Here is a 22727-nt window from a genome sequence, read left to right as displayed (position 1 = left end):
CTTCCCGATCCACTTGCTTTTGCTGCGCTCCGCCATCATTTCACGCCGGAATGGACCATCGTTTCCATCATTCTTTTTTGGAAAAGAAGAAAAATAATCAAGTTCGGTAAAAACATGAGTAGTCCAGCTGCCGCCGCAATTCCCTGTCCGGCAATCGTGTTGCCGCCCGTTCCAGCAGAAGCCAAAGTCGAAATGTAATACGGCAGCGTCTTCATCGTCTCGTCCTGCATGAACAGGGTGGAGGCCTGCGTATCGCCCCAGACGGCCTGAATCGTAATGATCGCAATGGTCGCGACCGCCGGGAATGCCAGCGGCAGAACGAGCTTCACGAAAATCCGCAGCTCGGTCGCACCGTCGATTTTGGCTGCTTCGATCAAATCGTTCGGGATCTGGTCAATGAACTGCTTCATGAGAAACACGGCTACCGGCGAGGCGACAAACGGCAGGATATGCCCAAAATACGTATTGTTGATATCCAGCCAGCTGATGATAAGGTAGCGTGGAATGCCTACCGTCTCGGGCGCGTACATAAGAGACAGCATAATAACGCCCATAACCAGCGACTTGAAATAAAACTTGTGCTTCGACAGCACGTATGCGGCCAGCAAACTCGTGAAAATAACCGCAAACACCGTACATACAACGACAATCAAGCTGTTGAACACATAGCGGGTGAACGGCACGGCGCCAGCCGACGTTTTCATAATAAGATCATTGAAATTCTGAAACGTCGGCTGCCGGACGATAAACGTCGGCGGGTAGTTGAACAATTCGCTGAACGGCTTGAACGCATGGTTGAAAATAAAGAGAATGGGGAGAAACAGAAACGCCGCCATGAGCATCAGCGAGATCAGCAGCACGATCTCCGACCAGCTCATTTTTTTAAACTGATAAATAATCGCTCCCACAGCTATTCACCTTCCTTCGGACCAAACAGGCGGTAGCTGAGTCTCATGGCAAAATAGGAGATGACGAGCAGGACGATGGATACCATGGATGCGTAACCTAGCTCATACCTTTGGAAAGCGTAGTCGTCAACGTGGTTTAGGATGAGATGTCCGGAGTACTGTGGGCTGACCGGCCCGCCAGCGAGCTGTGATGAAATCGCGCCAGCCTTCAGCGTTCCGACAATCGCCATGACCGAGCTGAACAACATCTGCGGCTTCATCGAAGGAACGGTGATGTAGTAAATCTCCTGCAGGCGGTTAGCTATACCATCGATGCGGCCTGCCTCGTACAGCTCGCGGTTGACCGTATCAAAGCCAGCCAGCATGGCCAGAAACCCGACGTTGAAGCCCATCCATACGGTGACCACAATCATGATGTTCAGGAAGTAATCCGGCGACTGCAGCCACAAAATCGGGGCATTTATGAAGCCGAACTTCATTAGAAAATTGTTGAGATAACCGACGTAGTCTCCGCTGAACGCCGCTTGCCACACAACAGTGAGCGCGATTCCCCCGACCATGGAAGGTGCATAAATCGCCAGTGCGACAATGTCCCGGATGCTCTTGGGCAGCTGGTAAATAAGCCAGGCTAGGAAAAACGTCAGTGCATATCCGACCGGTCCGACAAAAAAGGCAAACTTGATTGTGTTGGGCAGAGCGTATTTCATAAAAATCTGATCTTGTGTAATCAGCGTAATAAAATTATCAAAACCAACAAACTTAGGCGTATGAAATCCGTCGTACGTAGTGAAGCTCATAAACATCGCCATAAACACCGGAACAAGGATGAACAGGGTGAAACAGATTAGAAACGGAGCCAGAAAGATGAAAGATAGACGCTGCCTCCATAATGTCGACAGCATTTTTTGCAGCGGGAATCCGGGCGCCATGCGCGTGGGATTAGTCGTTAGATTCGGTTTCATTAACGAGAGGCCCCCCAATCGTATGGCTGAGTGTCGGATTCAATATGCAAATTCTCATCCGATGTGATTCCAAGATTTTGCTGCTTTCTAACCATTTCCCGGCGGAGTGAATTGATCGATGTGTCCAACGAGTCCTTAGGAGGAACCTTTTTCACGACAACCCGGTTCCAAGCAAAGTCCATCTCGCGGGTGAGGAAGTAACCGCCTGGCACGATGGGTATATTTTTAACCCAGCGATTTTGCTCCAGAATAGGAGTCAGATGATCCGGCGACCAAGGCATACTCGCCAGTGCATTCATGTTTGCCGTATTCCAGCGGAACTCTACTCCGAAATAGGATTCGATGTTGCTGCCGTATTGACGCTGCACCTCATCTGATGTCCACCATTTGAGGAACGTCCAGGCGTCGTCTTTTTTATTGCTTTTCTCCATAATCATCGAGGACATCTGCACGTTTTGCGCCCATCTTTCGACCTGGCCGTCTCGTTCAACGCCCGGGATCGGCGCAATTGCCCAGTCTCCGCGAATTTCTGGCGCCGAGGAGAGCAGCTGCAAGTAAGTGGTGAAATCGGCTACCCCGATCGGCATATCTCCTTGCTTGAAGTGATTAAAGAAGGAAGGCACGTCTTTCGGAAGACCATACTTCGTAAACAGCTCCGTCCATAGCTTGAAAGCTTCATAGGATGCATCCGTATCAAACCCGGGACGAAGACCATCCTTCGTATAAAACTCAGTTCCATACATATAGAAAAACGGCGTGTAATCTTTATTGGGATAATAGAAAGTCATGCCGGCTTCTTGCAGCGATGGAAGCAGCTTTTTCACATCGTCCCAAGTTTGTGGCACTTCTTCCCCGAGCCGTTCCAGGACGCTCTTCCGATAAAACATCAGATGGAAAACCTGCGTCTCCGGCAGTGCGTATACGCCCTGATTATATTGGAAGGAACGCATTCCGCCTGGATGAAAACGCTTTGCAATTTCTTCATAATCACTGAACTGCTTTAAGTCCACCGCCGCTTTACGCATCCCATATTCGACCGGAGTATCCTGCACGACTCCAAGCGCAACATCCGGCTGGTCGCCACCTGCATTGCTCAGCAGCAGAGCGTTCGGATCAGGCATCAAATTGACGTTGACCTTGATTCCATACTTCTCTGTGAAGTCCTGGTTGATCATCTCCTGAAGCAGATTGGCGTAGTCCCTGCTGCGGCCGATCCAAACTTCCAGGCTCTCCTTTTCACTGAACTCACGGGTATTGTATTTTTGATAAAAAGTGCGGAGGAAATTGTTCGCCATATACGGAACCTGGGCCACTGCGCTGGACTCTTTAAACTTAGCCCTTGTACCCGGCTCGCGCACGACCAGAAAATCAACGGTCATGCTTTGCAGGTTGTAGGAATCGAACCATGCCCCAAGCTTGGACTCTAAATCCGGGAAAGATCTCAGCGAATTGGGAATTTTATCAACGTCAGTTAACATGTCATCAACAATAGAAATGCCGGTTTTAATCGTGTTCGTAGCTGTCGAAGTGTTCTGATTTAATCCAGTCAAATATTTAGTAATTGTGTCGAGCCTGTCTCTGATCGATTGGAGCCGCGGCTGAATATCCGGGATATAGTTTTCCAGATCCCAGGTGCGGGTGCTGTCACCGCTGTTGGCACCGTAATCTCCAGTAACTTTCCGGACTTCTCTCTCAAGCTCGTAAATATCGTCAATCGTAGCGCTAAGGGAAAGGTATGGACTGTTGACCCCCGATGCATCCGCAGTCATTCGTATGACGTGTTTGCCTTTTTCCAGTTGGAACTGGTACGGCTTTCCTTCCGCATCTTGAAGGGTGTAAATGTCCAGTCTCTTGTTGTAGGGGAAGGTGTAGTGAAGCAAGTCGCTGAATGGAACTTTGCCGTCGATCATAATCGTACGGTATACGTTGGTGTTGCCTTGATAACGCTGGAAATACTTCACGTCAATCTCATACATGCCGGTCTCCGGCACTTCAAACTCCCATTCAATCCACTCGCCGGGCTTTTTCCAGCGCTCTCCGTCTATAACGTTGTACTTCATTCTTCCGGCAGGGTCTGGGGACACATAGGCCTCATTACGGCTGCCTGTCTGGACGGAGGTATGAGATTTCTGTATGTAGCGCTCCGCCTCGATTTTAGTGAACCAGGATTTACCTGAATCTTTTGCCTCTGTGCTTTTCAAATATTCCGCGTACGTTGGAATTTGAGCAGGAGCAATGAAACGAATTGTTTTCCAGAGCATTGGCTCGTTTTGAGCCTCGAAACGGACGGTATGTTTGCCTTTTGTCATGAAAAACTCCAGCGGCTTGGAAGAAACGCTGAAATCGGAATAGACCATCGACTTCCAGCCTGGAATCTGCTCTTGTTGGGAACGGATTTCATTTCCGAGCACATCTTTGTTGTAAGGAAAGGTTTTATCCCGCCAATACTTCACAAATTCTATGATACCGGTTTCAAAAAACGGGGCTTTCCCGTCTATTTTAAGTCCGTAATTGATCGATACGCTGCTTTCACTTCCCGATTGGTATAGGACCTCAAGATTGTAAAGGCCGTCCTCCGGAATGTCGACCTCCCATTCTACGGCGCCGCTTGCATTTTTCCAATCCAGAATTTCCGCTCCAGACTCCGCGTCCTTTACTTTCTCGGTTTTTGCATCACCGGTAACTCGCGTATAGGCCGTCGCCGGTATTTCGATCGGCTGTCCAGCGTAGCTTTTTTTGCCGGATGCCGCATTTTCGCGAAGCAGAGACTGATAGTACGGGATGCCTTGCTCGTTCTTCTGGGGCGTCTTCACGTTATCCGCTGAAACTGCCATAAAGGCGTTTTTATCGGTAACGGCTTTAATCCCATAGTACCCTGCAATGACGGCAACAATCGCTAAATATATTAGGGGCTTACGATATTTCATGAGAATGCCTCCGTTCCATCTAGCGGCAGATCGAATTTCCGGTCGTCTCGTCAAAGAAATGCGCTTTATCCATTTGCAGCGCGACTTCCAACTTTTCTTCCGGCATATATTCTTCGCTGGCTTCAACGATTCGGGAAATGACCTGCTCCTCGCCTAATTTCAAATACAGGAACGTATCCGCGCCCATCAGCTCTTTAATCTCGATTAGAGCGTTTACTTTCCATTCCGAGAAGTTGTTAACCTCCGCTCTTTCGCTGATGACATGTTCAGGGCGCAGGCCAAGCACGATGGAACGCAGATTATTCGGATTTAATTTGCGGATGTAAGGATAGTAGGACTCCGGAATTCGCATGCGCATCCGCTTGTTCTCGAAGAAGAATTCGTCCGAACTTTCTGTAATGGCGCCTTTAATGAAGTTCATGGCAGGTGAACCAATAAATCCAGCGACGAACATATTGTTAGGGTTGGAATAGACGACCGCAGGCTTATCCACCTGTTGGATGAGTCCATCCTTCATAACGACAATTCGAGTTCCCATCGTCAAAGCTTCTGTCTGATCATGCGTAACGTAAACGGTCGTTGTTTTCAGCGTTCCATGCATCTTGATCAGCTCCGCACGCGTCTGGGCTCTAAGCTTAGCATCCAGATTAGACAGTGGTTCATCCATCAGAAACACCGCCGGTTCCCGTACGATTGCCCTGCCCAGAGCGACGCGCTGCTTTTGTCCGCCGGATAGCTGGCTTGGCTTTTTCTCCAAATGATTCGTAATTTCTAGGATACGCGCCGCCCGCTTGACCCTCAGCTCAATTTCATGCTTCGCCACCTTGCGGAGCTTCAAGCCAAGCGCCATATTTTCGTAGACGGAAAGGTTCGGGTACAAGGCATAATTCTGGAATACCATAGCGATATCCCTGTCTTTCGGCGATACATAGTTGATGAAGCGGCTGCCGATATAAATATCGCCTTTTGAAACTTCCTCCAGCCCCGAAAGCATGCGCAGCGTAGTCGTTTTTCCGCAGCCGGAAGGGCCGACCAAGACCAGGAATTCCCCGTCTGCGATCTCGAGCTGGAAGTCCTTTACGGAAGGTTCCTTTTCGGATTTGTAATATTTGTAGACGTTACGAAACGAAACACTCGCCATTATGACTCACCTTCACTTTCCTGTTAAGTCATCCTTGGGAATACGCTCTCATTTTTGCTCCTTAATTTAGAAAGCTATTCCTTTTTCTTTCCATAGCTCATCTAACATTAACGACGCATAGTTGTTGCGCAGATCAATCGTCTCCGATCCGATCGTCCCTTGCTGTTGATCCTCCAAGAAATCGTTGTTTTCAATAATAATATTTTTACAGTTGCGGAACGATAGTGTGCTCATCGATGAGACGGTAGCCGGATAGCGCTCCGAGCGCTCCACTGTATTGCCCGTGAAAACGATACCGTCCACCGAGTTTGCGTTGACAAGTGTCGGATGGAATGTGATGAAACGGTTGCCCTCGATGCGAATGTTGGCGTGATAACAGTCCTCGTGCGGAGGATCAGGCTTGATCTCCGGATCGATGTCGATCGCCGCCTGCCCCCATTGCGGATAGCAGTAATTGCAATCCTGGAACGTATTGTTGCGGATCATGATATCCTGAACAGCGCTGGATTCGTACCAATAGTTGCCGTCTCCTGATATTTTGATACCGGCTCCCGCCGAACTGAAAACATTTTGCTCCACCAGCACTTTACCTGCAGTCGTAATCAGAAAGCCTCTCGCCCGATTAGCTCTGGCTATGCATTTGCGGACGGTCAGATCGGCCCTCCATGATATGTTCTCGAGCAGATCCTCGGCTCCGACCGACTCCGGAAGCTTCTGGGTGAAAGTGACCAGGCTATATTCCGGGTTAAGCATTTTTACTTCCTTCACAACCCCTAGCTCGAAAGGCAGCAGCGATTTCCGATTCAAAAACCTTACCGTTTCACCAGGACTTGCTACCAGAGCACCTCTTTGCTGTGAATGCACCAGTTGGATCATAATCGTATTCTCGTTCACCCGTTCCGCTATCGGAGTATAAATGCCGTGAACATTGAGTGGATCATCCATCTGGTTCTCGAACAGGCAACCTTCCAGCAAAATGGTCCCCCGGCAGTATACAAAGTGGGTTGCATCAGCTGCTGTGGAGAACAGCCGTCCCGAGCCCGGCTTAATCATGACGTTAAACGCGTTCAACGTAATGTTTTCGCTGCGCTGCGCGATAACTCCCATGCCGATTGTATGGTACATATTGATGGAAGCTAGCTCAATCTCGGTGCTGTTGTTGATGAATACCCCCGGACAATCCCTGTAGCCGCACTGGAAAATAAGCGCATTACCAATTCCCGGCATCTGCTCACCAGCTCCATGGTAACGAATTCTGCCAGGAGCCAGTTCTTCCACCCGGAACTTCAGGTAGCTGCCGTAATTCAAGTAATCTCCGGTTCCATAAGCGGGGCTTCTCGTCGATGAATCCATTTCTATGATGCCTTTGCATGGCTCCGTCCAGCCCTCGCCTAGAAAAATCAGATTGCCGTCGACAACTTCATAAGGGTATTCTTTTGGTATTTCAACATCAAATGTCCCATCCCCTACCTCAATTACTTCTCCTTGAGAAAGAATCGGTCGTTCCCAGTCGATACTGGCATTTTTTACTGTAATGTCGTGGCAGCCGTCCAGTACAAAGGGTAACGTCAAGCCATGAAAGATGAATTCGGAGCCTTGGCCGTCAATCGTAAGCCCTTTCATTTTGAACAACGGAAAAGCGATTCTACGGTTTTTGTCCTGATCGTGGTTCGGAATAAAGTACTGCTTTTCTACTGCTTTGTTCGGCCAGAAATGATAACGTCCCTTGGGAAACAGCAGCGTAGGCCGTTCCAGCTCTCTGCAGCTCTCAATCGCCCTGAATACAGCGACGGTTGCATCCCTTTCTTGATCCGGCTTTACGCCAAAGTCCTGTATGTTGACAATAGACACAATCATCTCTCCGATCGCAAAATCTCTCTTCATCCGATGTCTTCGGAAGCTATAACATGGGTTTTCTATCTCGTATAATCCCATCACCATGCTGATATTAACGTATAAATTAGATTTAATTAATTGAATTGTTTCTAGTGTAATTTAGTTTAATTTAAACGTCAACTAGTAATTTTTCTAGACGAGATATCATACTGGCCAAATCCTTGCTCAAACTAAAAAGGCCATCGGCTCAAGGAATAACGTTCCTCGAGCCGATGGCCAAAGCGCCGGCTTAGCTCAGCGGCGCCCTTATTCAGTATGGGGCTTATAACGATTGCCGTTCTACGTAATTCGTCGGCAAAATATAGCGGATCGGGAACTCTCGCTCCTCCCTCAGCTTGGAAATTGCGGCCTGAACCGCCATAACGCCGATTTCAAAGGTTGGCACACTGATTGTCGTCAGACCCGGTGATAAATAACCTCCCATTTCATTGTTGTCGAAGCCAAGTATTTTGACCTGCTCCGGCAGTTGAATTCCCTTTTCCCGGAAAGCATGCATCGAGCCGATGGCGATAAGGTCACTTGCTGCAAACACCGCCTCCGGCAGCTCCTCCGAGCGTTCCAAAAATGCCGTCATGGCGGATTTTGCCGATTCAATTTCCCAATCCTCATGTTCAATGATGAATTCCGGCCGAAGCTCTTTGCCGAGCAACTTGTGCGCATCGACAAAAGCCTGGAATCTGGAGCTGGTCTTAGATCCGATAAATGCCGTTTTCTCAAAACGGCTCACCAGCTTCGTTTTCAGCCAGCCCAGCGTATCCGCGTAAAAATCGATGCCGACGTAGTCGACGTAATCGGGAATGAGCTTGGGCTCGATTCCAGCAATCGTCACCTGTATGTTCTTACTTTTAAGCTTATTGAAATAGTCGGGGTTGGTACCAGCCACCCAAATAATCGCATCGACGCCCAATTCCTCCAGCTTGTCGCATAATTCGGATGGTTTATAAAGATCCAGATCTAGGCAATTGAATGCGATGGGAATGCCTTTTTTCACTGCCTCCGACTCAATCCCCTTTATGATATGGTAACCGTAAGAGCCTTGAGAAGCATAGGATGAAAGCCCAAGTACGTAGGCAAGCTTATAGGCAGTTTGCGGCTTCTCCGCCGCAACACTTTTTTTGCCCTTAACTTTATAATTCATACTTTCAACAAGCGACCAAATCAATTTCTGCGTTTCTTCGCTGCAAACGCTTGTATCGTTAAAGTTGACGACGCGGGATACGGTTGTAACCGATAAATTTGTCTTCTTAGCGATATCTTTTAACGTGACCATACTTATCCTCCTCGATTCAACCTGTCTACCGCAGAATCGTTCATTCATCCACTTTACTTTATTTCAGGTTTAAAAATCAATAATTATACTTAAATTAATCTAGAATTTTATAAAATAGTCCGATTTTATTTTACTAGTTAAGGAAATAAGAGCATGCCGATCCATTGAATACGACTTGACTCTAACGGCTCGCTCAACTTACTCACTATTGTTCTTATCTTATCAAAAAGTTAATAACTCAATCCGGATCATAATCGATTTAAACTCATTCAAATTGAGATATCTTACTTGTCAATTAATCTAATTCTCAATGAATCTCTTCTGTTTATCGAATTTACTTACTTTGTTTTCCAATTGTTTGGCGGAATGTATAAATACAAGTATATCGATGAATCTGCGAAATGTAAAAAAAGCATCCGCCGCAGGGAGACCTGCTAGCCGGATGCTTTCCGGTTGGAGTTAACGTGGAACGGCAGGAAGGACGATTACCGAGGAAGCTTGTAACGAAGTTCGAGGGCTTCCGCCTCGATTGAGCGAGACAAGACCGCGACCTCGCGAAGATAACCTCGCTGAACGTTCTTTTGCAGAAGCAAAGAAAGGTCTATCGGTAAATCCGAGAGTGTACAATGATGAGAAAGCTCGGAAATGCTCCAGGGCTCATCGCAAGACTCCATGATCTGAAAAATAAGTCCGCAGCTAGATTTCATCTTGCTCATAATCGAAAATTCGCAAGCTAAAAGAACTAGCTTAATCCGCTGCTCCAACGTCTCCGGACTCGCAGACAATTCCTCATACAGCTTATAAATACCGGGATGGAATCGTCTCATCTGGCGCCAAACTAATGGTTCTGGATGCTGTCCCGCCTCAATCAGCTCCAAATGAGCGTAATGAATAAGCGTTCGAACAATATGGTTATGGGCATCCAGCAAGAACCCATCTTCCAGATTCTGCTTGGCTAGCAAGTAGGAATGGAGGAATTGGCTATACTCTACCAGCAGCTTACGCTTCATTAGCTCGTCGGAATAGATGCGCATATCCGCCTTCAACCGTTGGATCATTTCCTCTGGGTCGTAAACGATATCACCGCGTAAAATCCATTCCATGACATCCTTATGCCGACTGTTCGATATCCAATGTAAAAGAAGGTCACGGGTAACACGCTGAATCATGACATGCTGGCCATCCATACGCCGATGCTCAATGGAGGGATCGCAGGCTTCATCGCTGATCACCAGAAGAAGCATGTCCAGACCGTCCAGCTGCCGCTGAAAAGGATAAGGATCCTTTACGGCCAAAAGGCCGATTACGCCTTCTTTATGCTGTATCAAGCTGGAGACCTGTTTGTTCAAAATTTCCACAACGTTATCCCCCATATAGCTTCCACTGGATGTTTCCGCTATAATATTATTCTATAGGTTTTATTTCGACAAATGCAGGCCGTTTCCTTCCTAGGCTACAAGAAATCGGGACTGAGTCCTATATTCGCGAAGGGATTGTTGCAAAAAATGCTACTAAAGTCTAGTAAAATCAACGAATTTCGTTTGTGGGGCCTAGTTCTGATCCTGGTAGGAATGGGCGTTATGATTTTAGGCACAGCAGGAATCGTTTTCTGGGGCCAAACCGGTAAAATATTTGCTGGTATATTTATGGTTATCGGTATGATTGCTCTGCTGATCAGCGTCGGCATTTACTTCTGGGCCGGTATGCTCTCAACCAGCGCCGTTATGTTGATCTGTCCGGAATGCGGACGCCAGACTAAAATTCTTGGACGTACTGATCGCTGCATGTATTGCCGGACGATTTTAACACTTGATGTCGACCAGGCCACCGAAGGTGTTGGAGAATCCGATCCCATCACTGCCTCGCCTGCCAAACCGGAAGCGCCTTCTTCTCAAGTCTGAGATGTTGTCAGAAACAATGCTTCGCCGATTTTCTTTCCCATTGAATACCAAAAGCCGCTCCTCCAGCTTCAGGTAACTGAAGCTGGAGGAGCGGCTTTTTTGTGCGAAAATTCTAAGTAGCAGAATTCAACTGTTTATGGATTACGGGCCATATGCTATCCGTCTGGAAAGAGCGCGCCCAAGTTGCTACGCCAGCCAAGTCGTATCTATGAACAAGATCAACCCGCGACTTGATGGAGACAGCATCTTCGATCCAGATCCGGTTCGTGATGCCCTCAGCCTCCACATATTCCACATAGTTCTGTTTGGTCGCCTCATCATAGACCGGCTTCAGCTTACGGTTGGTGATAATCTCCCGAACCCGGTTCATGCCAACTGACTTAGAACTAACCTTGATACTCTGGTCCTCTGTAGCCTTTTCACTCCATATTCTAGTATACAAAGGCATACTCAGGACGAGTTTGGAGGCAGAAACATTATCTTCCTCTAGCAGTCGAACGATAGATTTCTCCACCCAAGGCAAGGATGCCACGGAACCGGCTTTAGGACTCGATGCCCAATGCTCGTCATAAGCCATCAACATCATGTAATCTACGCTCTGTATGAGAGCTTCACGATCCAAAAAGAGCGACCAAAGCTCACTGTTGGATTTGGGCGTCACATCGATGGATACAATAAGCCCCGCATCGTGAAGCAGAGGCGACAGCTCGCGAACAAACTGTACTAGATTTTCCTTGTCGGCTGTCCGGACATTTTCAAAATCGATGTTGATTCCTTGCAGCTTGTACAACTTCGCATAATCGAGCAACTGCTGGATCATAGAGAAGCGCGTCTCGACATTCGCGAGCGCCTCAGTTGTACGATCAGGATCGAATCCATTGCTGAACAATGCCCAGATCTGAATGCCTTTTCCGCGAGCCCAAGCGGCGTAATTGGCATCCGCTTTGCTGTGAATCTGTCCGCTGCCATCACTAAGCTCGAACCATGTTGGACTTACGACATTTACGCCTTCCATGGCGGAATATTGGGATGGATCAAGCCGCTTGCTGTACACTGCATCCCAAGTCATATTGACTTTCCGGCCTGCTTTCCAGGGAAGCTTAGGCTTCTCTTCCTTCATAGGCTCGATCGTTTCATCGCCCGTCAGTCGCAATTCATCCTTGCGCACGTAACCACTGTTGCCTGACGGTCCCTGTACCCTGTACCAGCCATCAAGCTCTTCCCATACCGTGAACTTGCCGCTCGTCCCAGCAAGCTCGACATAGGGTCTACGAATGGACGGCTCGGAACGTATATAAACTTCCCTCTCCGCCGGCTCCGCCTTCTTTAGCTTGTCCCCTGCCTTGATAAGAGTCACATTGCCGGAAACTTCTGCTACCGATGCCTGGATTCCAAAAAGCGAAGAAAGCGACGCAAGCGGGATGTAGATTCGGCCGTTAAGCTCTTTTGGTGCGGCTGTCAGTTGGACCGGCTTGTTGCCAAGTTTGGCCTGCAGCTCGTCCTCCTTCATGCGCAATACTTTGGTATTGCTGGTGAGGATAATCGATTGCGTCTGCTCCTCATACCAGACCGGGAGTTTACTTCCGAGCACCTTGGTAACGGCTTCTAAAGGCAGCAGCATCTCCTTCTCAGCAAGCACTGCACCAGAATTCAAATATTTACCCTTATAAAAAATGGGATTTTCTGTCCCATACTCAGGCTTTGCGTATTCTTTACTTGGCATAAGCTTCGTGTAAGCCGCCCATGCACCGGCAATAATTCCAATGATGACGCAAAATCCCAGCAGTCGTCCCAATCCGCTTCTACGGCGCCGGCCACCGTAGGAGTTGCCCCTGTTCATGAGTCACGCTCCTTTTATTGTCACTGTTAAGACGAGTCAGCACTTGATAAAGTTTCCTTCTTGCATTCTATTAATCTATCGGCAAAAAAATGCAAAAAAACCTGGGGAAGCTTCGCTTCCTCAGGTTTAATTGTGATGCGAGCTGACTCCGCACTTTGTACATACTCCGTAAATTTCCATTCGATGACCTTCAACCCGGAATCCCGTTACCTTGGAAGCAGCCCGCTCAACTTCCATAAGAGGCGGATAATCAAAGTCCACAATCTCCCCGCATGTCTTGCAAATAGCATGATAGTGATCCGATAGATTCGCGTCAAACCGACTGGAATCATCCCCGTAAGTCAGCTCACGCACTAACCCGGCTTCTACGAAGAGTCGAAGATTATTGTAGATCGTTGCGACGCTCATACTTGGGAAATCGGGTGATAACGCTTTATAGATCTCATCCGCCGTTGGATGAGTCATTGAGTTCATCAGAAATCCAAGAATCGCGTGACGCTGCGGGGTCATGCGGACGCCGCTTGATTTCAGCTGCTCTAAAGCCTGTTCTACGCTGGCTCCCATTCCCGAATCACGCCTTCCTTATAGTATTGATTACCTTATAATAGTTCTATTGTACTCACGACCTTTACGTTTTGTCAACGAAAAAGGCGAACCAATGGATGGAATTAACCTGGCAGCGAAGGAAAAGCAAAAATCGAGATATCGCTGTTGGCATCAACACGGATTTGATGAGTACCGAGGCCGATAATACCTTCAATGGTTTTTTTGGTCACCTTAAGCGGAAGCTCTGTGGTAATAGTACCGAAGGTGACAGCGCCGTCAACTTCAAATGAAGCTGTCGTCGGAATAGAAAGATCCACTTCACCGATGGAACTGTCTATATTCCAGTTGCCTCCGACCTTAGAGCTGCGAATACGAATTTCACCATTAAGCGTGTCTGCCTGAAGACTTTTTGCAACCTGTTCCACATGAATATAGCCATTCTTTGTTTCCAGAATCGCTTCACCGACAATGTCGGCTATATCCAGGTTTCCATTACTAGTATACGCGCTGATTCCGCCTTCAATCCGTGAAACATTGATGCCTCCGTCTCGAGCAGACAGCTGTACATCTCCTACAAGACGCTCAGCAGAAATATTACCGCTGCTCGTGTCGGCTTCCACATTCCCCTTCAGATCACGCAACTCAATGGAGCCATTCCTATTTTTTAGGGTCATACCACCCTCCGCAGTCAGCCCTGACAGAATAACTCTACCGTTACCGGCATTAAGCAGCAGCTTAACCGCCTCTGGTCCTGGAGTCCCCGATGGTTCGGGAGACAAGGAAGAGCTTGGCTGCGGACTTGTAGTAGAATTTGTGGTCAGGCTGTCCGAATTAGCAGCGTTAGCGGCTGATAATGCAGACTGCTGGATTTCTTGCGGAGGGGGCGTTGATTCAGGGACCGCATCAATTTGAGACATAGCAGCTGGCGGCATTCCAGGATAGAGTGATAGAGGTGCTGTCCCCAAGGAAGACGGGAGCGGCGCTCGAAGCGAAGCCGCCAAATCGGCTGGCAAAGTGACAACCAGATTGTACCTCGGTAAACGCGAACCATTGGCTCCATAAGGCATACCTTGAGCCGTAAGTTCAAGCTTACCGTCGGAACTGAGCTTAAGCTTGGATTTTTCCTTTACGGTGTCCGCTTCCGATTGCAACTCCGTATCGACCCATAACTTAGCCTCCACGATAACGCTCTTGAATTCGGGATCGGACGAGGCTTGCACCGTCACATCACCATTAGGATTGTCGATGACAACGCTCGTAATCGGCTCTTCTAGGGAGAGCTCAAGCGGCTCCTGAGCAAACCGAAAGCCTTTTTCTTCAGAAAGATTCTCAAGGTTCGTTCGACCGGCGTACTGATCTAGCCAGCGAAACGGAAGTCCACCATACTGTGTAACCAGATAGGCAGAGCTCACAAAAATAAATGCGGTTAGAAGAGATCCAATGCCCGCAAGCAGGCGTCGACCGGGATTCTTTTTCTCCAATAGCTGAAAAAGCAGCATCTCAAGCCCCGCCAACACAAACAAGAGCGGCCACCAATCCAACATGAGTCCGATATCATTGCGCTCTTTGACCTGATCCCATAGCAAAAGCGTTCCGCAGACCGCCAGGATAACGGCTGCGCTGAAGCGACCAAGTCGAAATAGGCCAGCCTTCCTCTTAATTCCGAACCATACCGCAAAAACAAGTAATACAACTCCGGAAGCCATGTCGCCGATCCAGTCAAGACGAGGCTGTACGGCAGCAGTTGGACGGATTAAAAAGAACAGCAGGATGCCACCTGCAACGAGCAGCATGCTATGCATTGGCGTGAACTGTCCAGCCGAATCTCGATTGGAACCGGTATGTTTGTTGCGGGTAGAGATTTCTAAAGCATCAAACACGCTGAAAAAGTACATCGCAGGCAGCGCGTAGCCCAAGTACAGGAGAAGCAGCGCTCGACTACCGCTCGTGGAATCCGAGAAGCGGACGAGCGCAGCCAAATCCAGCAGCACCAGCAGCAGTAACATCAATCCGCGGCCATACCAGCCCAGATAAAGATGTCCACCACCCGGTAACAGAGCGGCAAACAGAGCTGACAGCTTGCGGCTTTTCAGTTGTGTTTTCTCGCTCATTCAACACTCACAGCATGTACGCCCTCCAATGATTTGATTTTTTCGAGCAATGGTATCAGCTTATCCTGTTTGGGAAAACTGACGTACAAGAGCAGCATTACTCTGGAGCGCTCCAGCTCTCGATCACCATATTCCTGCAGCGACAGCTTGCGCATTATAATTCCCTGCTCCGTAAGCAGCGCACTTACGGCTAGAAGCAACGTCTCTTTCTCATCGGCCAGCACTTTGATGAAATGCTCTTTTTTGCCGTTGCTGAACTTTTTCTCCAGCTTATTGAGCACGACCAATACTAGCAGCACTAGCACTGTAACCGCTATTGCCGGAAGAAGAAAGCCTGCGCCGACCGATAGACCAATCGCTGATACAACCCATAAAGAGGCCGCAGTGGTGAGGCCGGTAATCGACTTGCCCGTAAATAGAATAGTACCTGCTCCTAAGAAACCGATACCAGTAATGACTTGAGCAGCAAGACGAGCAGGGTCCAAACGCACATTCGTTTCGTTGACAAACTGAGCGAATCCGTAAATTGACAGCAGCATCAGCAGGCAAGAGCCTAGGCACACAAGGATATTTGTCCGAAGGCCGGCGGCATGATTGGATTGCTCCCTTTCAAATCCGACTAAACCACCTAACAGTACAGCCAAAAACAGTCTCAATAACAATTCCCATTCATTGATGTACCACGGACTGTCATGGGCAATAGTGCTCAACGCGTTGTTCATGGAATGATTCCGTCCCCTCACGATGTATAATGTGGCTGCACCTCTGTATGCCCAGTATCCCAATGTATGCAAGCAGCTCAATTTCTACGGATAAATTGCAGTTAATATTGATAAATGAATAATTTATAAGTAAAAAGCCGCCCTCCCTGGCCGAGAGGGCGGCAGCTGATTACTAATCGGCCGATCAAGCGTTCAAATAATCGACTAACAGTTTGTTGGCGAGACCCGGATTGGCTTTGCCACGGGACTCCTTCATCACTTGGCCGACGAGGAAACCAATTGCCTTCTCCTTGCCCGCCCTGTAATCCTCAACCGATTGTGGGTTGGCGGCAACAACTTTCTCGACGATGCCCTTGATGGCGCCTTCGTCGCTGATTTGCACCAGACCCTGCTCCTCAACGATCTGCTGTGGTAGCTTGCCGCTCTCCAGCATCTCCTTAAAGACGGTTTTGGCGATCTTGCCACTGATCGTGCCTTTTTCCAGCAGACCGATCATCTCGCCAAGCCCTTGGCCGGTAATGCTAACAGCGTCGATTTCCTTGTTGTTTTGATTCAGATAAGCGAGTAAATCACCCATGATCCAGTTGGCAACCGCCTTAGCATCCTTGGTGTAAACCAGGCTCTCCTCAAAGAAATCCGCAAGCTTTTTGGAGGAAGTGATTACCGCAGCATCATAAGCCGGCAAACCATATTCCGCCGAATAGCGAGCTTGACGTGCATCCGGAAGCTCCGGAATAGAAGCACGAACGCGCTCTTTCCACTCGCTGTCAATAAACAGCCGAACCAGGTCTGGATCAGGGAAATAGCGATAGTCATGCGATTCTTCCTTGCCGCGCATAGCAAAGGTTTTGCCTTGTGCGTCATCCCAGCGACGAGTTTCCTGCACAACTGTACCGTTAGCGTCGAGGATGTCGGCCTGACGAAGTTGCTCGTACTCGAGTCCACGCTGTACACCCCGGAAGGAGTTCATGTTCTTGAGCTCTGCACGAGTGCCCAGTTTTTCCTGGCCCCACGGACGCAAGCTGACGTTGGCGTCACAGCGCAGGCTGCCTTCCTCCATCTTCACATCGGATACATCGCAATACTGCATAATAGCGCGCAGCTTCTCCAGATAGGCCTTAGTCTCCTCCGGGGAGCGCAAATCCGGTTCGGATACGATCTCGATGAGAGGTGTGCCAACACGATTGAAATCAACGAGAGAGGCAAAGCCGCCCTCGACATGTGTCAGTTTGCCGGCATCTTCCTCCAGATGGAGGCGGGTAATGCCGATCCGCTTCGTCTCACCGTTCACCTCAATGTCGATCCAGCCATTCTCGCCGATCGGCTGATCGAATTGCGAGATTTGGTACGCCTTTGGTGAATCCGGATAAAAATAGTTTTTACGGTCGAACTTGCTCACGTCAGCGACTGTACAGTTTAGTGCCATCGCTGCTTTCATGGCATAGTCGACCGCCTGTCGATTGAGCACCGGCAGAACGCCGGGGTGTCCCAGACAGATGGGGCAAGTATGAGTATTCGGCGGGGCGCCGAAGGACGTCGAGCAGCCGCAGAAGATTTTGCTGGCCGTGTGAAGCTCTACGTGCACTTCAAGCCCGATGACCGTCTCGTAGGTATTGAATTGCGTCATGGCTTAAGCTCCTCCTGCTTGCGTGATACGGGCGCTCTACAGCTGCGGGCGCGCCTTATGGTGATCCGTGTTCTGTTCATAGGCATGCGCCGCGCGCAGCACTGTTGCTTCATCAAAAGCTTTGCCGATCAGTTGCAGACCGACCGGTAGGCCGTCCACGAAGCCGCAAGGGACGCTGATCGCCGGAACGCCGGCAAGACTGACCGGAATCGTCACGATATCGTTCAGATACATCGTTAGCGGATCGCCGATCTGCTCTCCAATACGGAAGGCAGGCGTCGGAGCCGTTGGTCCGAGCAGCAGATCAAATTTCTCGAATGCCTGGTCGAAGTCGCGCTTGATCAGCGTGCGAACCTTCTGGGCTTTAAGATAATAAGCATCATAGTAGCCGGAACTCAAAGCATAGGTCCCCAGCATAATGCGACGCTTGACCTCCTGGCCAAAACCCTGACTGCGAGATTTGCGATACAGGTCCAGCAAATTGTCCGGATTGTCTGCTCGCACGCCATACCGTACACCATCAAAGCGAGCCAGGTTGGAGGAGGCTTCCGAAGAGGCCAGCAGGTAGTACGCCGCCACCGCGTATTCTGTATGCGGCAGGGATACTTCCTCCCAAGTCGCGCCGAGGCTCTCGAACACCTTTAGCGCAGCCAATACAGATTCCTTAACCTTAGGATCAATGCCTTGGCCCATGTATTCCTTCGGAACACCAATGTGCATACCAGCGACATCACCAGTCAGCGAGCTGACATAATCCGGAATGGCTACCTCTGCAGAGGTGGAATCCATCCCGTCATGGCCGGCAATTGCCTGTAGCACATAGGCGGAATCCTCGACATTTTTGGTGAGCGGGCCAATCGCATCAAGCGAGGATGCGAACGCCACGAGACCGAAGCGGGACACGAGGCCGTAAGTCGGTTTCAATCCAACGACGCCGCAATAGGATGCGGGCTGGCGGATCGAACCGCCGGTGTCGGATCCTAGAGCAAAATAGACCTGTCCTGCCGCAACAGCGGCGGCTGATCCACCGCTTGAGCCACCAGGTACATAATCCGTGTTCCATGGATTACGAACCGGTCTGAAACTGGAGTTCTCGTTGGAGCCGCCCATCGCGAATTCATCCATGTTCAGCTTGCCGATCGTTACGGCGCCAGCGGCATTCAGCTTGCCGGCCGCAGTCGCGTCGTAAATCGGATTGTAATTAGTTAGAAACTGGCTGGCGCAAGTCGTGCGCAAGCCCTTAGTAACAATATTGTCCTTGATTCCCGCAGGCATCGCGTGAAGAAGTCCCTTCTCCGCGCCGGAGCGATCAAGCTCAGCCGCTCTCGCTCGCGCCCCTTCCTCGTTCAAGGTCAGAAAAGCACCGATACGCTCATCCGTCTCGGCAATCCGCTTGTAGGACGCCTCGGTCAGCTCAGCCGCCGACAGCTTGCCGGAAGCGAGCTCGTTATGTAAATCCTGCAACCGCATATCAAATAAAGCCAACCGCAGTTCCTCCTTTCAATCTTGTGCGCTATTCAAGTACAGCCGGCACCTTGAACTGTCCATCCTCGTCATCCGGGGCGTTCAACAAGGCAGCCTCATTGGATAAGGATTCCTTGACGACATCCTCCCGCATTACGTTCGTCACCGGAAGCACATGGCTGGTAGGCTCTACGCCATCCGTATCCAGCTCGCCCAGCTTCTCCGCATATTTGAGAATCGCGTTCAGCTGGCCGACGAACTGTTCCTTCTCATCCACGCTCAGTTCAAGACGCGCTAGATTGGCTACATGCTCGACATCCTTCATGCCGATGCTCATTGCTCTATTCCCCCTTGCCTAAAGTCGATTCACTGTTGATTTGTTGACTATACTCTTGAGTCATTCCATGTATTATACCTTGATTTGAACAACATTCTCAATGCACAGCGCTAAACAAGTAAACCAATTTGTTCAAAAATAAAAAAGCCGCCGGAGCGAAGTCCGGCGACCGTGCCACCTGCTGGTGGCGATGCTGTAATAACAGCTTAACAGGCTGAAATAGATGAAATAAAGACGTAATTACCTATCGTTCCAAAAAGGAAAGGTTTACCTTGCTGCCCGGCTCGACAACCTGACCGCGGATGCCAAGCTCCTGGAGCTTGGCCACAAATGCTCCAGCATCCTGCTGAATCGGCGGGAATGTATCATAATGAACCGGCACAACCAGCCCTGCACCGTACCATTCAGCAGCTTGCAGAGCATCTTCCGGGCCCATCGTATAATGATCGCCAATAGGGATGAAGGCTACATCCAGCTTGTGCCTGCGTCCGATCAAAGCCATGTCTGAGAACAAACATGTGTCTCCAGCATGCAGAAACTTAACTCCCTCGACTTCAATCACGAAACCAGCCGGCATGCCGCCATAAATAATCCGCTGTTCTTCGGCAATTACGATGCCCGAGCTATGGAAGGCCGGAATCATCGTCGCCTTGGCAAAGCCAAGATCCACCGTGCCTCCCATATTCATTTCAATCGTTTTGGCTCCCTGCCAGGACATATAGGCAGCCAGCTCCGGAATAGCTACGATCGGTGCTCCTGTACGCTTCGATATCGCTGCCGCATCCAGGATGTGGTCCTGATGGGCGTGAGTCAGCAGAATATAATCTGCAGAAACCTCTTCAGCACTCGTCTTGGCAAGCGGATTGCCGCTAAGGAACGGATCTATCAGTAGAGACTTGCCATTATCAAGCGTAATACCAACACAGGATTGACCATGAAAAACAACTTCCATCATGCCACACCCTTTCTCATCGATTATACGTCTTTGTAATGCTCCATCCGACTGAGATTAAATCAGATCCACGCCTTGAGATTAACCTGCCGGATAAAATCCTCCCGGCTCTGAACCTCCTTGGAGGCAATCTCTTCCTCCTGCGGTTCAGCGGTATCTCCTTTCATAATCCAGTAAAATAATTCCTCGTTGTGGGTCGCCAAGGCAAAATCAATAAGCGCCTCGCGTTCAATACGGTCAACCTCAAGCCGCATCAAAATCTCTTCCAGCTCGACGTCATCACCCGGCACAAGAAAATTCCGGTTCTCAGCCGGTACTCGCACAACATAGTCAAACACATTATCCGCATTGCGATCATACGCAATTATATATCCATACTCCCCGACAGGAAGATTCTGCTCATACTGATCGGACACAATCATGACTTTATCTCCGAGCTTCAACATCGTCAATCGCCCTCCCCTAACAGCTCTAGTAAAAATTGTACTAGATGATAGTCTGCTTAGCAAACTTTAGGTTGGGCTCTTCCCATTCAGATGAATTAGTAGAATCTCAACGGTCAAATTAATAGAAGCCCTCGACCATTTGTTGAATAATGTTTAGCTTATGATTAATCATGAAAAAACCACCTTCTTAAAGGAAGTCATACTCTCTCTTAAGTATATTCTTGCCATGATGCCCCCATTCAATCTTGGCATTATCAGCTTGGAAGCACAAGCTGTGCTGCCCCTTTGATATGCCATTCAATCGGCTCCATGACGGAGAAGGCACGAGGATGGATGACATGGATAATAAGAATGACGCCGGGGCGATCCAGCGTCACCTCATAATTGAATTCACTGTTTTGGTACGTATAGGGGAAGCTTTCGTTTCTGCCCACCACATGCCAAGCATCAACCGTCACCTGTTGCCTCAGTCGTGAACCAGGGAGTGGGTTGCCCTGCTCATCCAGCCGCAAATTATCCTGCAAGTAAGCTGTTGCTTCCTCCAATGCTCTGCGCTCGTCGAGCACGAACCTCCCATCCGCAAGCTCGCGTTCGTCAAGCTGCTGAGCGGCAGCATGCGCGGCACGGTTGACGGCGTGTTTTGCCTCGAACAGGATGCGTACCGCGCGTTCCTCATCCGTCTGCGCTGCTTGAGCGTACAGCCAAAGACCGCACATAAGCAGGCCCCAGAGCAGCTTGTACATTGTGCGGCCCCCTTTCACATAAGTTCAACTTAGAAATATTACGGCTAAGCACGAACCATTCTTCTTCCGATCGCTGTTGTATTACCTTACGCCCATATCTTTAAGGAACATATTCGCTCATCTTGAGACCGCCAACCGTAATGAGCTGAGCCGCATCCGGAACCGGAATGCCAATCAAACGATCGATCTGAAACAGTCCTTCATACGGGTAACTTGCCGTCAGTCTGAGGCCGGTTCCACGGAGCAGCGGCGCGCTGGAATTGCCTGCTGGAAGCCCGCTCGTAGAGCTGACCGTGAATTGGATAGAGTCTCGCCTCATGCCAATGCTCGCAAGCCGCTCCCGAGACTGCTGGAGCATTACCTCGTCGATGTATCCTCGACTGGCGCTTGCCCCGACCTCAAGCAGATAATCCACTTCCTTCTGCAGCATAGCTTCGCGCATGATGAGAACATGTTTATATACCGGGGAGAACATCATCCAGCAGAACATAGATGCAAACAACACGAACACGAGAATCTGTTTCAAGGATCCGTTCCCCGTATATTGTTGGACAGGGCGCTTCCATATCCTTGAAGCCCAGCCTTTGTACCTTCCGGCCCTTCGGCAACCGATAAATAAAGGACTACAACAGCTATGAGCAGCAGCAGCGAAGCCAGTATCTCCTTCACTTGATCACTACTCCTTCCTTTGGCCCGTTTAAGGGACTAAGTTACCGATTTGAGTATTCGCCGTGTTGCCTTGACCTTGAATTCGGGACCGAGTGCCGGTTGCGTTGTCAGCAACGATCGTATTAAAAAGTACCAGCATTACGACGATCATCATAACTGTCACCAATATGTTGCGCATGCTTTCACCTCCCACTATAAAGTAATGTTTTCTCCTGTTTTCTCGCTAATTCGCAGTATTTCAACTTCGACATTTGAAGAGGTATTG

At 49.3% G+C, this 22727-nt stretch carries 21 protein-coding genes; 1 reads left to right on the top strand and 20 read right to left on the bottom strand.

The genetic code is table 11. The annotated features are described in order from the left end of the window. Nucleotides 1-35: 35 nt before the first annotated feature. The 7 genes from CGZ75_RS22535 to CGZ75_RS22505 all read right to left on the bottom strand — a co-directional run bounded on the left by CGZ75_RS22535 (nucleotide 36) and on the right by CGZ75_RS22505 (nucleotide 10462). Nucleotides 36-908, bottom strand: a complete 873-nt coding sequence (locus tag CGZ75_RS22535; RefSeq protein ID WP_245851056.1) for a carbohydrate ABC transporter permease — start codon at nucleotides 906-908, stop codon at nucleotides 36-38. A gap of 2 nt (nucleotides 909-910) precedes the next feature. After that, nucleotides 911-1870, bottom strand: coding sequence for a carbohydrate ABC transporter permease (locus tag CGZ75_RS22530; protein ID WP_245851054.1), 960 nt, complete (start codon nucleotides 1868-1870; stop codon nucleotides 911-913). Beyond that, nucleotides 1870-4797 (bottom strand): extracellular solute-binding protein, encoded by a 2928-nt coding sequence (locus tag CGZ75_RS22525; RefSeq protein WP_089526494.1) that lies wholly within the window; start codon nucleotides 4795-4797, stop codon nucleotides 1870-1872. The genes CGZ75_RS22530 and CGZ75_RS22525 overlap by 1 nt, the downstream gene beginning before the upstream one ends. 19 nt (nucleotides 4798-4816) lie before the next feature. After that, nucleotides 4817-5938 carry an ABC transporter ATP-binding protein gene (locus CGZ75_RS22520; RefSeq protein WP_089526493.1) on the bottom strand — a complete coding sequence of 374 codons (1122 nt, stop codon included), beginning with the start codon at nucleotides 5936-5938 and terminating at the stop codon, nucleotides 4817-4819. A gap of 66 nt (nucleotides 5939-6004) precedes the next feature. Beyond that, nucleotides 6005-7789, bottom strand: coding sequence for a right-handed parallel beta-helix repeat-containing protein (locus tag CGZ75_RS22515; protein ID WP_176444980.1), 1785 nt, complete (start codon nucleotides 7787-7789; stop codon nucleotides 6005-6007). A 307-nt stretch (nucleotides 7790-8096) separates the two neighbouring features. Continuing rightward, nucleotides 8097-9104: a LacI family DNA-binding transcriptional regulator gene (locus CGZ75_RS22510; protein ID WP_176444979.1), complete on the bottom strand. Its 1008-nt coding sequence runs from the start codon at nucleotides 9102-9104 to the stop codon at nucleotides 8097-8099. Nucleotides 9105-9589: 485 nt separating this feature from the next. Beyond that, nucleotides 9590-10462 carry a nucleotidyltransferase-like protein gene (locus CGZ75_RS22505; RefSeq protein ID WP_176444978.1) on the bottom strand — a complete coding sequence of 291 codons (873 nt, stop codon included), beginning with the start codon at nucleotides 10460-10462 and terminating at the stop codon, nucleotides 9590-9592. A gap of 147 nt (nucleotides 10463-10609) precedes the next feature. On the opposite strand from CGZ75_RS22505, the gene CGZ75_RS22500 reads away from it, so the two are divergent. Continuing rightward, complete coding sequence (locus CGZ75_RS22500) at nucleotides 10610-11005, top strand: YgzB family protein (protein ID WP_089526489.1); 396 nt, start codon at nucleotides 10610-10612, stop codon at nucleotides 11003-11005. 112 nt (nucleotides 11006-11117) lie between these two features. Here the strand turns inward: CGZ75_RS22500 and CGZ75_RS22495 are convergent, their stop codons facing one another. From CGZ75_RS22495 to CGZ75_RS25490, 13 genes are all read right to left on the bottom strand, one after another. After that, nucleotides 11118-12845, bottom strand: coding sequence for a glycosyl hydrolase family 18 protein (locus tag CGZ75_RS22495; protein ID WP_089526488.1), 1728 nt, complete (start codon nucleotides 12843-12845; stop codon nucleotides 11118-11120). Nucleotides 12846-12971: 126 nt separating this feature from the next. Next, the gene (gene perR / locus CGZ75_RS22490; protein WP_089526487.1) at nucleotides 12972-13409 is read right to left on the bottom strand and encodes a peroxide-responsive transcriptional repressor PerR; all 438 of its coding nucleotides are present in this window, start codon (nucleotides 13407-13409) and stop codon (nucleotides 12972-12974) included. A gap of 104 nt (nucleotides 13410-13513) precedes the next feature. After that, a complete protein-coding gene (locus CGZ75_RS22485; protein ID WP_089526486.1) occupies nucleotides 13514-15502 on the bottom strand; it encodes a DUF4097 family beta strand repeat-containing protein in 1989 nt (662 codons plus the stop codon). Further along, complete coding sequence (locus CGZ75_RS22480) at nucleotides 15499-16224, bottom strand: MgtC/SapB family protein (RefSeq protein WP_089526485.1); 726 nt, start codon at nucleotides 16222-16224, stop codon at nucleotides 15499-15501. Before CGZ75_RS22480 ends, CGZ75_RS22485 begins: the two co-directional genes overlap by 4 nt. Nucleotides 16225-16408: 184 nt before the next feature. Further along, nucleotides 16409-17851 carry an Asp-tRNA(Asn)/Glu-tRNA(Gln) amidotransferase subunit GatB gene (gatB, locus tag CGZ75_RS22475; protein WP_089526484.1) on the bottom strand — a complete coding sequence of 481 codons (1443 nt, stop codon included), beginning with the start codon at nucleotides 17849-17851 and terminating at the stop codon, nucleotides 16409-16411. Nucleotides 17852-17887: 36 nt separating this feature from the next. Next, entirely contained in the window at nucleotides 17888-19336 is a 1449-nt protein-coding gene (gene gatA / locus CGZ75_RS22470; RefSeq protein ID WP_089526483.1) for an Asp-tRNA(Asn)/Glu-tRNA(Gln) amidotransferase subunit GatA, read from the bottom strand. A 28-nt stretch (nucleotides 19337-19364) separates the two neighbouring features. Then, nucleotides 19365-19652, bottom strand: a complete 288-nt coding sequence (gatC, locus tag CGZ75_RS22465) for an Asp-tRNA(Asn)/Glu-tRNA(Gln) amidotransferase subunit GatC (protein WP_089526482.1) — start codon at nucleotides 19650-19652, stop codon at nucleotides 19365-19367. Between the two features lie 244 nt (nucleotides 19653-19896). Continuing rightward, nucleotides 19897-20607: a metal-dependent hydrolase gene (locus CGZ75_RS22460; protein ID WP_089526481.1), complete on the bottom strand. Its 711-nt coding sequence runs from the start codon at nucleotides 20605-20607 to the stop codon at nucleotides 19897-19899. A 59-nt stretch (nucleotides 20608-20666) separates the two neighbouring features. Further along, the gene (locus CGZ75_RS22455; protein WP_089526480.1) at nucleotides 20667-21050 is read right to left on the bottom strand and encodes an ATPase; all 384 of its coding nucleotides are present in this window, start codon (nucleotides 21048-21050) and stop codon (nucleotides 20667-20669) included. Between the two features lie 254 nt (nucleotides 21051-21304). Continuing rightward, on the bottom strand, nucleotides 21305-21793 hold the full coding sequence (locus tag CGZ75_RS22450) for a hypothetical protein (protein ID WP_089526479.1): 489 nt from the start codon (nucleotides 21791-21793) through the stop codon (nucleotides 21305-21307). Nucleotides 21794-21893: 100 nt separating this feature from the next. Further along, complete coding sequence (locus CGZ75_RS22445; RefSeq protein ID WP_089526478.1) at nucleotides 21894-22319, bottom strand: hypothetical protein; 426 nt, start codon at nucleotides 22317-22319, stop codon at nucleotides 21894-21896. Further along, nucleotides 22316-22462 carry a hypothetical protein gene (locus CGZ75_RS25495; protein ID WP_176444977.1) on the bottom strand — a complete coding sequence of 49 codons (147 nt, stop codon included), beginning with the start codon at nucleotides 22460-22462 and terminating at the stop codon, nucleotides 22316-22318. The genes CGZ75_RS22445 and CGZ75_RS25495 overlap by 4 nt, the downstream gene beginning before the upstream one ends. A gap of 28 nt (nucleotides 22463-22490) precedes the next feature. Next, nucleotides 22491-22640: a hypothetical protein gene (locus CGZ75_RS25490; RefSeq protein ID WP_172832758.1), complete on the bottom strand. Its 150-nt coding sequence runs from the start codon at nucleotides 22638-22640 to the stop codon at nucleotides 22491-22493. Between the last annotated feature and the right edge of the window lie 87 nt (nucleotides 22641-22727).

The sequence above is a fragment of the Paenibacillus herberti genome, from assembly GCF_002233675.1.
GTDB classification, from domain to species: Bacteria; Bacillota; Bacilli; order Paenibacillales; family Paenibacillaceae; genus Paenibacillus_O; species Paenibacillus_O herberti.
This window is presented reverse-complemented; position numbering and strand designations above follow the sequence as displayed.

Bases quoted from the DNA above. Each gene is read 5' to 3' on its own strand.
- CGZ75_RS22485 (WP_089526486.1), bottom strand. From the start codon at position 15,502: ATGAGCGAGAAAACACAACTGAAAAGCCGCAAGCTGTCAGCTCTGTTT.
- CGZ75_RS22525 (WP_089526494.1), bottom strand. From the start codon at position 4,797: ATGAAATATCGTAAGCCCCTAATATATTTAGCGATTGTTGCCGTCATT.
- CGZ75_RS22495 (WP_089526488.1), bottom strand. From the start codon at position 12,845: ATGAACAGGGGCAACTCCTACGGTGGCCGGCGCCGTAGAAGCGGATTG.
- CGZ75_RS22500 (WP_089526489.1), top strand. From the start codon at position 10,610: ATGCTACTAAAGTCTAGTAAAATCAACGAATTTCGTTTGTGGGGCCTA.
- CGZ75_RS22450 (WP_089526479.1), bottom strand. From the start codon at position 21,793: ATGTACAAGCTGCTCTGGGGCCTGCTTATGTGCGGTCTTTGGCTGTAC.
- CGZ75_RS22455 (WP_089526480.1), bottom strand. From the start codon at position 21,050: ATGTTGAAGCTCGGAGATAAAGTCATGATTGTGTCCGATCAGTATGAG.
- CGZ75_RS22520 (WP_089526493.1), bottom strand. From the start codon at position 5,938: ATGGCGAGTGTTTCGTTTCGTAACGTCTACAAATATTACAAATCCGAA.
- CGZ75_RS22530 (WP_245851054.1), bottom strand. From the start codon at position 1,870: ATGAAACCGAATCTAACGACTAATCCCACGCGCATGGCGCCCGGATTC.
- CGZ75_RS22510 (WP_176444979.1), bottom strand. From the start codon at position 9,104: ATGGTCACGTTAAAAGATATCGCTAAGAAGACAAATTTATCGGTTACA.
- gatB (WP_089526484.1), bottom strand. From the start codon at position 17,851: ATGACGCAATTCAATACCTACGAGACGGTCATCGGGCTTGAAGTGCAC.
- CGZ75_RS22480 (WP_089526485.1), bottom strand. From the start codon at position 16,224: ATGAACAACGCGTTGAGCACTATTGCCCATGACAGTCCGTGGTACATC.
- CGZ75_RS22460 (WP_089526481.1), bottom strand. From the start codon at position 20,607: ATGATGGAAGTTGTTTTTCATGGTCAATCCTGTGTTGGTATTACGCTT.
- gatC (WP_089526482.1), bottom strand. From the start codon at position 19,652: ATGAGCATCGGCATGAAGGATGTCGAGCATGTAGCCAATCTAGCGCGT.
- perR (WP_089526487.1), bottom strand. From the start codon at position 13,409: ATGGGAGCCAGCGTAGAACAGGCTTTAGAGCAGCTGAAATCAAGCGGC.
- CGZ75_RS25490 (WP_172832758.1), bottom strand. From the start codon at position 22,640: ATGCGCAACATATTGGTGACAGTTATGATGATCGTCGTAATGCTGGTA.